Here is a 12,954-nt window from a genome sequence, read left to right as displayed (position 1 = left end):
CGAACACGCGGGTCGGCCCACGCTCGACGGCCGGGGACGTCACAGGCGCGCCACGGCCGTCGCCGGGTCCACCACCACGAGACCCGGCACGGCCTCGAAGTCGAGATCGGTCGTCACGATCTCGGTGAACCCATGGGCCAGGGCGGTGGCTGCGTGCACGGCGTCACGACCGCGGATCTGGCACGTGTCGACCAGCAGCATCGATCGGTGGAGGACGTCGACGTCGAAGCCGTGCAGGACCGCTGTGGCGCTCAGCGCCCGGCCGCTGGCCAAGGCCGCGGCACGGGTGCCGACGCGCATCCGGTGGAAGACGACCTCCTGGACCGCCTCGACACTCAGGTGCAGCGTGCAGCGTCCCTCCCCCGAGGCCCGCAGCAGTGACTGGCACGCCGGCTTGGCCGGGTGCGGCCCCCCGAGTGCGAGAAGGACGACGCTGGCGTCGAGGAACAGCGCCGTCACCGCAGGAGGCGATCCTGGTGGGCTGCGAGGTCGTCGTCCCACCTCTGCTTGTAGTCGAGCGGGCCCTCGCCCGGTGCCGCGTCGTCGCCGTCGGCGAGTGCGAGCAGGTCCTCGACCGCACCGCGTCGCAGCTGCACGCAATCGTCGAAGCGCAGGTCGATCGCCTCACGAATGACGGCAGCGACGCTGCGGCCCGACCGCGTCGCCTCGGCGGCAACCCGGTCATAGCGCTCCTGGTCGAGAAGCAGCTGCAGGCGCCGCTCCATCGTGGACATGCTCATACAGTAGCATGTGTAGCAGTGGTGTACCCGACGATTTGAGGTACCTGCCGGCGCAGGGATCAGCACATCAGCCCGCGCTCGTGGGCGAAGACCACCACCTGGACCCGATCACGCAGGGCGAGCTTGCGCAGCACCTCCGCGACGTGACTCTTGACCGTCTCGACCGAGACGACCAGGTCGCCCGCGATCTCGGCGTTGGAGCGGCCCCGCCCCAGGTGCAGCAGCACCTCGGTCTCGCGCGCCGTCAACCCGTACGCCGCCAGGTCGGTCCGCGAGGCCGGGGTGGGCACTCGCGCGAAGTCCTCGACGAGCCGCCGGGTGACGTTGGGGCCCAGGAGCATCGCACCCTCCGCCACCAGGCGGACCGCCTCGACCAGCCGCGCCGCGGTGACGTCCTTGAGCAGGAAGCCGCTGGCCCCGGCCCGCACGGCGTCGAAGACGTAGGCGTCGAGGTCGAAGGTGGTCAGGATGAGCACCCGAGTCGAGTGCGCGGCGACGACCTGCCGGGTCGCCTCGATGCCGTCGGTGCCGGGCATCCGGACGTCGACGAGGGCGACGTCGGGACGCTCACGCTCCACGAGGGCCACCAGGGCGGCACCGTCGGCCGCGGTGCCGACGACGTCGAGGTCGTCCTGGGCGTCTAGGAGGGCCGCGAACCCGTCGCGGATCACCTCCTGGTCGTCGGCCACGACGACCCGCAGCGACGTCATGGCGCCTCGGCGGGGATCGAGGCCTCGACCCTCAGCCGGCCCTCGCCCGACGAGACCGAGAGCGTGCCGCCGAGGGCCTCGACCCGCTCCCGCATGCCGGCCAGTCCGTTGCCGTCGACGACGAGCCCGTCGGCGGCCAGGGCGTCGTCCACCAGCTCGTTGTCGACGCGGACCAGCACACCACCGCCGACGGCTGTCACGTCGAGCCGGATCGTGGCTCCAGGGGCATGCCGCCGGGCGTTCGTCAGGGCCTCCTGCACAACGCGGTAAGCGACGTACCCGGGGGCGGCAGCGACACCGCTCAGGTCGGTCGGGACACACACGACGTCGTCGCCGCCGCGCCGCGCCGCCTCGACCAGGGCCGCGATGTCGGTGGCCCCCGGTTGCGGCGCCAGCTCCGCGCCGACGGTCGAGCGGCCCAGGATGCCGAGGACCCCCCGCAGCTCGTCGAGGGCACGCCGGGAGTCGTCGGCGATCTCGGACAGCAGCGCGGCCGCGCCGGGCGACAGGTCCGTCACGGTGTAGGGCGCGGTCTCGGCGCGCACCGCGATGAGCGAGACGTGGTGGGCCACGACGTCGTGCAGGTCGCGGGCCAGCCGCGCCCGTTCGCCGACGACCGCGGACTCGCGCTCGACGGCCTCGGCGCGCCCGGCGAGGGCGGACGCCGACTGTGAGGCGAGGTAGGACGCCCGCATCCACGCGCCGAGGCCCACGGCTGCCGCTGCGACGAGGGCGTAGAGCAGCAGCTGGAAGGCCAGGTTGGGCAGGCTCGCTGCTCCCCGCTCGACCTCGAAGCCGTAGCCGGTCACGATCGTGGTCCGCCCGGCCGCGTAGGTGGCCACCGGCACCATGGCCGCGCCTGCCAGTACGACGGCGGCGCGTCGGCTGCGCCAGGTAGCGGTCACCGCGCAGGCCAGCAGCGACACGAACAGCACGAGCGGCCAGGTCTTGGCGCTGTCACCGAGCGTGATGAGGAACGGCATGGCCGCGACCGTGCCCCCGACCGCAGGACGCCAGAGCGCGAGCGCCGGCGCGACTGCCCAGAGGTACATCGACACCGACGCGGCGAGGTCGGACCAGCCCGTGCCGCTGAGGGAGGTGAGACCGTCGTCCCAGGGCACCCACTGGCTGTTGAAGCCCATCACGAGCAGCAGCGCGGAAGCGGCGACCGAGAACACGAGGTAGCGCCACGGCACCGGCGGGGCCAGCCAGGTGAAGAGGGGGCGGGGCGGGGCCACAGCGGTCATGCGCCCAGCATCAGTCACCGCGACTGCGCCCCTCCACCCTCGCGCGAGGGAACTCGACGCGTCAGTGCGCGGCGTCGTAGGCCTCGCGGATCTCGGCCGGGATGCGGCCACGCTCGGGGACCTCGTGACCCTCGGAGCGTGCCCACTCGCGGATCTCGGCGGCGCTGGTGCCGCCGTTGGAGGAGCTGGCCGCCGAGGATCGGCGCGTGCCGCCCGAGCGGCGGGCCGAGGCCGGGACCTTGCGGGCATAACCGATATATCCGGCCAGGGAATCGCGCAGCGCCTGGGCGTTCTTGGTGTTGAGATCGATTTCGTACGACGTGCCGTCGAGACCGAAGGTGACGGTCTCGTTGGCCTCGGAACCATCGATGTCGTCGACGAGAATGATGTTGACCTTCTGTGCCATGGCTTTGATCCTTCTACCTGTGCATGGGGGATATCGAGAATTACCACTATGGCACAGGTGAATGTGATCTATCGATTGCGTCTGAACACCAGTTCCAGGCCTTTGAGCGTCAACCACGGATCGGCGTGCGTGAAACAGTCGCACTCGTCGATCACGAGCGGCGCAAGATATCCGGTCGCGATCACCGACACCTCGTCGGGCGCACTTCCCAATTCGTCGATCATGCGCTCGACCAGGCCCTCGACCTGCGCGGCGACCCCGAAGACCATGCCCGACTGCAGCGCCTCCACGGTGTTCTTGGCGATCACCGAGCGCGGCCGGACCAGCTCGACTTGGCGCAGCTGCGCGCCGCGCTGACCCAGCGCCTCGAGCGCTATCTCGATACCGGGACTGATCGAGCCACCGACATACTGCCCGTCGGCATTGACGACGTCGAAAGTCGTGGCGGTGCCACCGAAGTCGACCACGATGGCAGGACCGCCATAGACGGTCGCGGCCGCGAGGGAATTCACGATGCGGTCGGTGCCGACCTCGCGGGGGTTGTCCATGAGCACCGGGATTCCGGTGCGGACCCCGGGTTCGACGACCAGGTGCGGGACCTGCGAGAAATGCCGCACCAGCATGTCGCGACCGGCCTGGGTCACCGCAGGAACCGTCGAGCACACGACGATGCCGTCGATATCGTCGAGGTGACGCCCCAGGAGTCCGCGCAGCAGCACCGCCCACTCGTCGGCGGTGCGGTGCAGGTCGGTCGACACGCGCCAGTCGTGCGAGACCTCGCCGTCGTCGATCAGGCCCAGGACGGTGTGGGCGTTGCCGACGTCGACCGCGAGGAGCGGCACGGTCAGTCCTGGCCCTGCAGGTCGTCGTGCGGGTGGTCCTGCAGGTCGAGACCCAGGTCGAAGACGACCACCGAGTGGGTCAGCGCCCCGACGGAGATGAAGTCGACGCCGGTCGCGGCCACCTCGCGGGCCCGGTCGAGGGTGAGGCCGCCGGACGCCTCGAGCGAGGCCGGCGTCGGTGACGCGGCGGTGATCGCCACGGCCTCGGCCATCATCTCGGTGCTCATGTTGTCGAGCAGGATCTCGGTGCACCCGACTTCGAGGAGCGCGCGCAGCTGGTCGAGGTCGGTGACCTCGACCTCGACGGGCAGGTCGGGGTACGCCGCCCGCACGGCCCGGAAGGCCGGGACCACACCGCCGGCCGCGATGACGTGGTTGTCCTTGACCATTGCCTTGTCGGTGAGCCCGAACCGGTGGTTGACGCCGCCGCCGCAGCGCACGGCGTACTTCTGCAGGGCGCGCAGGCCGGGCAGGGTCTTGCGGGTGTCGAGGACGCGGGCGTTGGTGCCCTCGAGGGCGGCCACCCAGTGCGAGGTCGCCGTGGCGACTCCGGAGAGGTGGCAGGCGAGGTTGAGCGCGGTGCGCTCGGCGGTGAGCAGGCCGCGGGTGGGCCCGGCGACCCGCATCACGACGTCGCCGGCCTCGACGCGGCTGCCGTCGGGCAGGCGGTCGGTGACCTCGACGTCGTCACCGAGCACGACGTGGAAGACCAGTGCGGCCAGGCCCAGGCCGGCCACGACACCGCTCTCACGCGCGCCGAAGACCCCGCTGGCGCGCGCGTCGGCCGCGATGGTCGCCTGCGAGGTCGCGTCGACGGCGTCGCCGGGCAGGTCCTCGTGCAGGGCGCGGTGGACGGTGTCGAGGATCTCGTCGAAGGGCAGTCCCGCGGCCTCGATCTCGGCGCGCAGCGCGGCCGGCGGGGTGTGGAGCCTCACGACAGGCCTCCGTCGCTGGCCGGCGCCGGGTGGAAGGTCACCTCGGCGACCCCGTCGGTCATCACGGTGTCGACGTGACCGGCCCATGCCGCGTCGTCGCGCTCGGGGAAGTCGTCGCGCCAGTGCGAGCCGCGCGTCTCCTGGCGCAGGGCCGCGGCCTCGGTGAGGGCGGCCGACACCATGAGCAGGTTGGTCGTCTCCCACGCGGCGAGGTCGACCGCGGCGGCGTCCTTGCCGACGAGCTTGTCGAGCACGGCGGAGGCCTCGGCCAGTCCGGCGGCCCCGCGCAGCACGCCGACCCGCGACGTCATCACGTCCTGGAGCTCCTCGCGCACCTCGCCGGAGACCAGGCCCTCGGTGCGGGTGTCGACGGCGGGCTCGCCCCAGGGACGCAGCTCGCCGGGCAGCACCTGCGCGATGCGGCGCGAGAAGACCAGGCCCTCGAGCAGCGAGTTGGAGGCGAGGCGGTTGGCGCCGTGGACCCCGGAGCAGGCGACCTCGCCGGTGGCGTAGAGGCCGGGGACGTCGGTACGGCCGTGCAGGTCGGTCCGTACACCGCCCGAGGCGTAGTGGCAGGCCGGGGCGACGGGGATGAGCTGGGTGACCGGGTCGACGCCGTGGCTGCGGGCGGTGGCCAGGATCGTCGGGAAGCGACGCTCCCAGAACTCCGCACCGAGGTGGCGCGCGTCGAGCCACATGTGCGGGTGGCCGGTGTCGAGCATCCGCCGCATGATCGCCTTGGCGACCACGTCGCGGGGGGCGAGGTCGGCGAGCTCGTGGACGCCCTGCATGAAGCGCTCGCCCTCGAAGTCGACGAGGAAGGCCCCCTCGCCGCGCACGGCCTCGGAGATCAGCGGCTGCTGGCCGTGGGAGTCGGGCCCGAGGTACATCACCGTCGGGTGGAACTGCACGAACTCGAGGTCGCGCAGCGTCGCCCCGGCCCGCAGCGCGAGGGCCATGCCGTCACCGGTCGAGACCGAGGGGTTGGTGGTCTGGCTGAAGACCTGGCCCAGCCCGCCGCTGGCGAGCACGACCGCGCGGCAGTGGACAGCGCCGACGCCGTCGCGCTGGCCCTCGCCCATGACGTGCAGGGTCATGCCGGCGACCCCGCCGTCGGCGTCAAGCAGCAGGTCGACGGCCAGCGCCCGCTTGATGACCTCGATCTCGGGGGCGGCACCGACGGCCGCGATCAGCGCCCGCTGGATCTCGGCCCCGGTGGCGTCACCGCCGGCGTGGGCGATCCGGTCGCGGTGGTGGCCGCCCTCGCGGGTCAGGGAGATCTCGCCGTCGGCGTCGTGGTCGAAGACGGCACCCAGGGCGATCAGCTCGCGCACGGCCTCGGGGCCCTCGTCGACGAGCACGCGCACCGCCTCGGCGTCGCAGGCTCCGGCGCCCGCGACGAGGGTGTCGACCGCGTGCTCCTCGGGGGTGTCGCCGGGGCCGAGGGCGGCAGCGATGCCGCCCTGGGCCCACTGGGTCGACCCGGCGGAGAGCCGGTCCTTGGTCACGACCAGGACCTTGTCGACGCCGGCGGCCCGCAGGCGGAGTGCGGCGGTCAGGCCAGCGATGCCGGAGCCGACGACGACGACGTCGGCCCGGGTGGTCCAGCCGGGCGCGGGGGCGGTCAGCCGGCCCGGGAGGCGGCGTACGACGGTGGGCATCTGATCAGGCTAGTGCGCGTCAGCGCGCGACCACGTCCCCACGGGTGAGACCCGGGTCGCCGAACGTCTCGGCCGGGTCGAACCCGGTGGCCATGATCTTGTTGTCGGCGTCGACGAAGACGACGTGCGGCTGGTGGGCCTTGGCCTCGGCGGTGTCCATCTGGCCGTAGCCGATGAGGATCACCAGGTCGCCCGGGTGGACCAGCCGCGCGGCGGCCCCGTTGATGCCGATCACGCCGCTGCCGCGCTCGCCGGCGATCGTGTAGGTCTCGAGCCGGGCCCCGTTGGTGATGTCGACGATGTGGACCAGCTCGCCGGCCAGCAGGTCGGCCGCGTCGAGCAGGTCCTCGTCGACCGTGACCGAGCCGACGTAGTGCAGGTCGGCCTGCGTCACGGTCGCGCGGTGGATCTTGGACTTCATCATCGTGCGGAGCATCAGGGCCGTCCGATCGTGAGGGGGAGGTTGTCGATGAGTCGCGTGGAGCCGACGCGGGCGGCGATCAGGGCGCGGGCCTCGGTCCCGGCGGGGACGTCGTCCGGCAGGGGCGCGAGGTCGGGCAGCACGAGCTCGAGGTAGTCGAGGTCGACGCCCGGTGCTGCGCGCAGCTCGGCCCGGGCCGCGTCGAGCGCCGCCCCCACGCCGTACGGCGCCGCCTCGGCGGCCGCGCGCAGCGTGCGGCTCAGGGCGAGCGCGTCGCGGCGCTGCTCGGGGTCGAGGTAGCGGTTGCGGCTGGACAGGGCCAGCCCGTCGGGCTCGCGGACCGTCTCGGCGCCGACGACGTCGACCCCCAGGCACAGGTCGGCCGCCATCCGGCGGATGAGCACCAGCTGCTGGTAATCCTTCTGGCCGAAGACGGCGACGTCGGGGCGCACGAGCCCGAAGAGCTTGGCCACGACGGTGAGCACGCCGGTGAAGTGGCCCGGCCGGCTGGCGCCGTCGAGCACCGAGCCGAGCGGACCGGGGTCAACGGTGACGGCCGGTGGCCAGGTCGGGTAGACCTCGTCGACCGCCGGGGCGAACACCAGGTCGACGCCGTGGGCGGCGCAGACCTCGAGGTCGGCGTCGAGGGTGCGCGGGTAGCGGTCGAGGTCCTCACCGGGCCCGAACTGCAGCGGGTTGACGAAGACCGAGACCACCAGCGGGCCGGTGCCGACCTCGGTGCGCGCGCGGGTCATGAGGCTGGCGTGCCCCTCGTGCAGCGCCCCCATCGTCGGCACGAACCCGACCCGCTCCCCCGCGCGGCGGCGCGCGGACAGCGCGTCGGCGAGCTCGGTGCGGGTCGTGACCAGGCGGCTCACGTCGTCCAGCGGACCGGGCGGGCCGCGGCCGCGGCCTCGTCGAGCACCTCGCGCATCTTCAGCGCGCGGATCGGCACCAGGCGGCCGTCGGTCACGGCCCGGCTCAGGGTCGCGCGGGCGAGCGTCAGGTAGGACGGCAGCGTCTGCGGGGCCTCGGCGAGGATGCCGTCGAGGTGGGCCTGCACGGTGCCGACATCGCCGCGCACGATGGGGCCGGTCAGGGCGGCGTCGCCGTGCTCCAGGGCGTTGTCGAGCGCCGCGGTGAGCAGCGGGCGCAGGGTCGAGGCCGGGTCGTCGGCGCCGGCGGCCGCGAGGATCTCCATCGCCTCGGTGACCAGGGTGACCAGGTGGTTGGCACCGTGGGCGAGACCGGCGTGGTAGAGCGCACGGCGCGACTCCGGCACCCACAGGCAGCGGCCGCCGAGGTCGCTGACGAGCCGGGCGGCGAGCTCGCGCTCCTCGGGCTCGGCGGTGAGGCCGAAGACGCAGCCGCCGAGCCGGTCGAGGTCGACGGCGGTGCCGGTGAAGGTCATCGCGGGGTGCAGCGCGACCGGCCGCGCCCCGACCGCCGTCGCCGGGGCGAGCACCGCCAGGCCGTGGCGGCCGCTGGTGTGGACGACGTACTGACCCTCGCGGAGCGCACCGCTGTCGGCCAGCACGCGCACCACGTTGGCCAGCATGTCGTCGGGCACCGTCAGCAGGAGCAGGTCGCAGGCCCGGGCCACCGCGCTCGGCTTGTCGACCGGTACGCCGGGCAGCAGGTCGTCGAGGCGGCGACGGGACGCGTCGGACTCGCCGGCGGCTGCGACGATCTCGCGACCGGCGGCGCGCAGACCGCAGGCGAGGACGGCTCCGACACGGCCGGCGCCGACGACGCCGATGCGGAGTCGCTCGGCGCGTGCGGGCGTGCCCGGGAGGTGCGACATCAGGAACCTTTCGTTCCAGTCCCCGAGGGGTACCGGACGATGTGCTCGAGTTGTGTGTCAGCAGTGCAACGTCAGGCTAGTGGCAATGTTTCCGGCGCGTCTCGCGATCGTGACGTGACCCATCCGACACCCCACCCCCCTGTCCCTCGGGCCCGATCCGGCGTACAACCACGCCGACCCGTCGCGTCTACGCGACGGGTCGCCGGTCCTGGTCGTCGGAGGTGACGACGGTGCCGACCTGGAGGGGGCGGGGTGCGCGCGGCAGCCAGACCCGGGTGACGTGGTCGACGACGTGGACGCCGTCGGGCGCGACGATCTCGTGCACGCCCTCGGGCACCACGCCGTCGTTGAGGGAGTTGAAGACCTGCCACTCGCGGCGCTTGCGCTTGTTGCGATAGCTGGTGGCGAAGGACGCCGGGTCGGTCCAGTGGGCGAACTCGTCGCCGTCGAGGTACTTCAGCTCGACGCAGAGACCGTGGGGCAGCCCGATCGAGATGACCGGCTTGGGCGTCGTCCGGACCTCCCACTCGAAGGCCTTGGTGAAGACGAAGTCGGGCCCGATCGGGAAGCCCCACTCCTCGGCGTTGCGCAGCCCCAGGTCGAGCCACCCGCGCTGCGGGGAGCGCGAGTCGAGGTAGAGCCCGTGCCGGGGCACGCGGACGATCGCCTGGACGTCGCCGACCTGCCAGGCGAGGTCGGCCAGGGAGGCCTCGCCCTCGGCTGTGAGCACCATGTCGCCGTCCCACTTGAAGGAGTAGCGGGTGCCGACCTGGGCGAAGCACCAGTTGTAGAAGTAGGACAGCGAGTGCACCGACAGCTCGTGCACGGCCCGGTGCTCGGCGCCGGCACGCGCGACGGCGAAGGGGTACGCCGCCTGCGTCAGCTTGTGCGCCAGCCCGGCCGACTCGGCCGTGGCGCGAGCGACCTCGGGGGTGCCGTCGGTCGAACCGTTGTCGACGACGAGCACGTGGTCCATCGCGCGCAGCAGCGGCGGCAGCACCCACGGCAGCGACAGCGCCTCGTCCTTGACCCGCAGCACCGCGGTCGAGCCGGCCCGCAGGCCGCCGGGGCGGGTCCACGGCCAGGTGATGTCGAAGTCGGTGTGGCCCTCGAGGTTGCGGATCCCGGACACGCCGGAGTGGGCGGTCACCTCTCGCGGCCGGCCATCTTGCGCAGGCCCCGCCGCACCGACGGCGGTACAGCGGCGCGCAGGCCGTGCGGGAGCCGGTCGGCGCCGCGCGGGGTCTCGACAGGCTCGACCACCGAACCCGGCTCGACCACGGACGTCGCTGGTCGAGCTTGTCGAGACCTGAGCACGTGCTCGGCGTGGACGACCGAGGAGCGCGAGATCGCCTCGGCCTCGGCGTACAGGTCGGTGTAGGCCTCGCGGAGCTGGTCGAGGGTCGCGTGCGCGGCCGCGGTGTCGCCGCCGGGGTCGGCCAGCCCGTTGAGCTCCGACCAGGTCTCGGCGACCAGCTCGTGCAGCCGCGGCGGCAGTCCCAGGTCGTCGAGCGTCTGCGTCATCCGTCGCAGCGACGGGTCGACGAAGCGGTGTCCGTCGCGGATCTGCTCGCTGTTGGCGTGCAGCACGCTCTGCAGCTGCAGCCGCTCGCCGACGTCCATGGTGACGCGGGTCCAGTCGTCGAGCAGGTCGGCGTAGCGGACGAACACCCGGCCGTTCTCGCCGACACCCTCACCCACCGTGTCGCGGGTGCCCCGCTCGGTGTGGAGCAGCATGTTGAGCCACGAGGCGGCCAGGTGGGCCGAGCCGAGCTTGTTGGCGTAGTAGGTCTGCTTGCTGCCGACGACCTCGGCCGGCGGCCGCAGCATGGTCACGAAGACGGGCCGGGCACCGGTGCGGATCGCCGCGACCCGCCACAGACCGAGGAACCAGCTCAGCCGCGGGTCTTTGACGACCAGCTCGGGGTTGACCGCGAAGTGCTCCTCGAGCCAGGCCGCGGTGGCGATCCGCTCGGGCTCGCGAGTGCTGATCCGCCCGGTGTCGAACCACGCGTGCGGCCGGGAGTCTGAGACCTGGACGACGGCCTCGCGCAGCAGCCGGTCGTGGTGGTCGACCACCCACTGCGGCTCCCCGAAGCCCTTGGGGTTGGTCGCGTCGGCGGCGACCTCGGGCTGCGGCACGTGCAGGCCGAGGATCTTGGCGAGCCCGGCCATCGTGCTGGTGCCGGAGCGGCCGGCGCCGGCCACGAAGAGCACGGTGCGCGGGTAGTCGGCGCTGGGCTCGAGGATGGGGGCGGTCACGGTCGGTGAGCCTACTAACCTCCGCCCATGAGGTTTGGACGGCGCACGCCCCCACGGATCAGCGTCGTCGTGCCCGTCTACGACGTCGAGGCCTACCTCGCCGAGTGCCTCGACTCGGTGCTCGCCTCGACCTGGACCGACCTCGAGGTCGTCGTCGTCGACGACGGCTCGACCGACGGGTCCGGCGCGATCGCCGACGAGTACGCCGCCCGCGACCCGCGCGTGCGCGTCGTGCACACGACCAACCGGGGCCTGGGCGCGGCCCGCAACGAGGGCCTGCGGCACACCACCGGCCCGCTGATCACGTTCGCCGACTCCGACGACGCCGTCCCGGCGACGGCGTACGACGTGCTGCACCAGCAGCTGCACCGCGCGGGCTGCGACTTCGTGACCGGCTCGATCGCGTGGTGGCACCCCGAGGTCGTCGGCACCGAGCACGAGAGCACGCACGCCGAGCTCGTCGAGCCGCCCTGGATGCGCCGCCTGCACAAGTCGCGCGCGGCACTCGCGATCGACCAGAGCCCCGAGATCCTGGGCGACGTCTTCGCATGGAACAAGCTGTTCCGTCGTGACTTCTGGGACGGCACCGGCCTGACGTGGCTCGAGGGCCACCGCTACGAGGACCAGCCCACGACCACCACGGCCTACCTGCGCGCCCGCCGTATCGGCATCGTGCCCGACGTGGTCTACCACTGGCGCATCCGCAGCGACGGCACCTCGATCACCCAGCAGCGGGCCTCGCTCGACGACCTGCGCGACCGCTGGGAGACCAAGCGCCTGTCGCGCCAGAGCGTCACCGACTACGGCTCCGACAAGGTCTCGAAGGTCTTCGCCGACAGGGTGCTGCCCGGCGACCTGCACCGCTACTTCGCGCTGATCCCCGAGGCCGACGACGCGTGGTACTCGCTGCTGGAGTCGGGGGTGCGTGAGTTCTTCGGGGCCCGCTCGCTGGTCCACAGCGGCCTGCCGCCGGTGCACCGGCTGACCGGCTGGCTGGTCGAGCACGGGCGGCGCGACGACGCCGCCCTGGTCATGCGGTACGTCGCCTCGCTGGGCCCCGGCGAGCGGGTGCCCCGGGTGAGCGACGCACGCGGGCCGCGGATCGACGTACCGGGGTTGGACCCGGCGAGCGTCGACCACGCGGCCCTGGCGCTACGCGACCACGAGGTCTGATGAGATCGCGACGCGGGGAGTCAACACCCGGCGCCGAGTGACACCTGGTAGGAGATCGTGCCCTTGCGATAGCGAGTGTGCGGGCACTGGACGGCACCGCTCTCGTCGATGGGGTTGAAGGTGGTGAGATTGCCGTAGTAATCGTTCTGGCCGGACCGGTCGCACGTCCGCAGGTGGGCACGCATCTGGAACAGGTCGACACCGTCGTAGAACACGAAGACGCGCTCCTTCGACGACGCAGGCAACGTAAAGGTGTCGGTGACCGACGTGGTGGAGGTGTGCTGGTAGCGGCCCGCTAGCTCGATGCCAGCCTCGACCTCGGCCTTCGCGAAGAACGCGCCCGCCTCAGCCTTGACCTTCGCGGTGGCCTTGATTGAGGCCTCGACCACGTTCTGCTTGGTCATCGACACCGCGTGCGAGAACACGACATCGGCCGGGATGCGGCGCCGCGTGGCGTGGGTCATCTTGAACGGCTGGTGCAGCAGGTCGATGCTGCGCATGGTCTTGCCGTTGTTGATCTCGTCCGAGGTGCAGGTGTGCATCTCGCGACTGCGTGACTTAGTGGGGTCAGAGGAGGCAGCCGAGGACGACGGCGTTGTGAGGCAAGAGGCGCCAAGCGCCACGCTGGCCAGGGTGAGTCCGAGAACCCGAGAAGGTGTCATGGCGCACATCGCGTCACAGGCCCGCCCGACGACTGCTGGCGCCGACCGAGGACGCTACGTACTCCACGCACGCACACGAGGGCCGCGGATC

Annotated in this window: 15 protein-coding genes; 1 reads left to right on the top strand and 14 read right to left on the bottom strand. The window is 72.3% G+C overall.

Annotation, left to right across the window (positions count from 1 at the left end):
- Positions 1 to 39 precede the first annotated feature (39 nt).
- The 13 genes from FZC61_RS07825 to FZC61_RS07765 form a co-directional block, all read right to left on the bottom strand.
- On the bottom strand, positions 40 to 459 hold the full coding sequence (locus tag FZC61_RS07825; RefSeq protein WP_148613598.1) for a type II toxin-antitoxin system VapC family toxin: 420 nt from the start codon (positions 457 to 459) through the stop codon (positions 40 to 42).
- On the bottom strand, positions 456 to 725 hold the full coding sequence (locus FZC61_RS07820) for an antitoxin (protein ID WP_148613597.1): 270 nt from the start codon (positions 723 to 725) through the stop codon (positions 456 to 458). The genes FZC61_RS07825 and FZC61_RS07820 overlap by 4 nt, the downstream gene beginning before the upstream one ends.
- Positions 726 to 799: 74 nt before the next feature.
- On the bottom strand, positions 800 to 1,450 hold the full coding sequence (locus tag FZC61_RS07815; RefSeq protein WP_148613596.1) for a response regulator: 651 nt from the start codon (positions 1,448 to 1,450) through the stop codon (positions 800 to 802).
- Positions 1,447 to 2,697, bottom strand: a complete 1,251-nt coding sequence (locus FZC61_RS07810; protein ID WP_148613595.1) for a sensor histidine kinase — start codon at positions 2,695 to 2,697, stop codon at positions 1,447 to 1,449. The genes FZC61_RS07815 and FZC61_RS07810 overlap by 4 nt, the downstream gene beginning before the upstream one ends.
- Before the next feature lie 61 nt (positions 2,698 to 2,758).
- Positions 2,759 to 3,103, bottom strand: a complete 345-nt coding sequence (locus tag FZC61_RS07805; protein ID WP_148613594.1) for a histone-like nucleoid-structuring protein Lsr2 — start codon at positions 3,101 to 3,103, stop codon at positions 2,759 to 2,761.
- Positions 3,104 to 3,171: 68 nt separating this feature from the next.
- The gene (locus FZC61_RS07800) at positions 3,172 to 3,945 is read right to left on the bottom strand and encodes a type III pantothenate kinase (protein WP_148613593.1); all 774 of its coding nucleotides are present in this window, start codon (positions 3,943 to 3,945) and stop codon (positions 3,172 to 3,174) included.
- A gap of 2 nt (positions 3,946 to 3,947) precedes the next feature.
- The gene (gene nadC / locus FZC61_RS07795; RefSeq protein ID WP_246142587.1) at positions 3,948 to 4,880 is read right to left on the bottom strand and encodes a carboxylating nicotinate-nucleotide diphosphorylase; all 933 of its coding nucleotides are present in this window, start codon (positions 4,878 to 4,880) and stop codon (positions 3,948 to 3,950) included.
- Positions 4,877 to 6,541, bottom strand: a complete 1,665-nt coding sequence (locus tag FZC61_RS07790; protein ID WP_148613591.1) for an L-aspartate oxidase — start codon at positions 6,539 to 6,541, stop codon at positions 4,877 to 4,879. The genes nadC and FZC61_RS07790 overlap by 4 nt, the downstream gene beginning before the upstream one ends.
- Before the next feature lie 19 nt (positions 6,542 to 6,560).
- Positions 6,561 to 6,977 carry an aspartate 1-decarboxylase gene (gene panD / locus FZC61_RS07785; RefSeq protein ID WP_148613590.1) on the bottom strand — a complete coding sequence of 139 codons (417 nt, stop codon included), beginning with the start codon at positions 6,975 to 6,977 and terminating at the stop codon, positions 6,561 to 6,563.
- On the bottom strand, positions 6,977 to 7,840 hold the full coding sequence (gene panC / locus FZC61_RS07780; RefSeq protein ID WP_148613589.1) for a pantoate--beta-alanine ligase: 864 nt from the start codon (positions 7,838 to 7,840) through the stop codon (positions 6,977 to 6,979). The genes panD and panC overlap by 1 nt, the downstream gene beginning before the upstream one ends.
- Complete coding sequence (locus tag FZC61_RS07775; protein ID WP_148613588.1) at positions 7,837 to 8,766, bottom strand: Rossmann-like and DUF2520 domain-containing protein; 930 nt, start codon at positions 8,764 to 8,766, stop codon at positions 7,837 to 7,839. Before FZC61_RS07775 ends, panC begins: the two co-directional genes overlap by 4 nt.
- Before the next feature lie 187 nt (positions 8,767 to 8,953).
- Positions 8,954 to 9,916, bottom strand: coding sequence for a glycosyltransferase (locus FZC61_RS07770; protein ID WP_148613587.1), 963 nt, complete (start codon positions 9,914 to 9,916; stop codon positions 8,954 to 8,956).
- A complete protein-coding gene (locus tag FZC61_RS07765; RefSeq protein WP_148613586.1) occupies positions 9,913 to 11,028 on the bottom strand; it encodes a sulfotransferase family protein in 1,116 nt (371 codons plus the stop codon). The genes FZC61_RS07770 and FZC61_RS07765 overlap by 4 nt, the downstream gene beginning before the upstream one ends.
- Positions 11,029 to 11,055: 27 nt before the next feature.
- On the opposite strand from FZC61_RS07765, the gene FZC61_RS07760 reads away from it, so the two are divergent.
- Entirely contained in the window at positions 11,056 to 12,201 is a 1,146-nt protein-coding gene (locus FZC61_RS07760) for a glycosyltransferase family 2 protein (protein WP_148613585.1), read from the top strand.
- A 20-nt stretch (positions 12,202 to 12,221) separates the two neighbouring features.
- Here the strand turns inward: FZC61_RS07760 and FZC61_RS07755 are convergent, their stop codons facing one another.
- Positions 12,222 to 12,743, bottom strand: a complete 522-nt coding sequence (locus FZC61_RS07755) for a hypothetical protein (protein WP_148613584.1) — start codon at positions 12,741 to 12,743, stop codon at positions 12,222 to 12,224.
- Positions 12,744 to 12,954 lie beyond the last annotated feature (211 nt).

Source organism: Nocardioides rubriscoriae (assembly GCF_008087085.1).
GTDB classification, from domain to species: Bacteria; Actinomycetota; Actinomycetes; order Propionibacteriales; family Nocardioidaceae; genus Nocardioides; species Nocardioides rubriscoriae.
The sequence above is the reverse complement of the archived record's forward strand: the minus strand, read 5'-3'. Positions and strand labels throughout refer to the sequence as shown.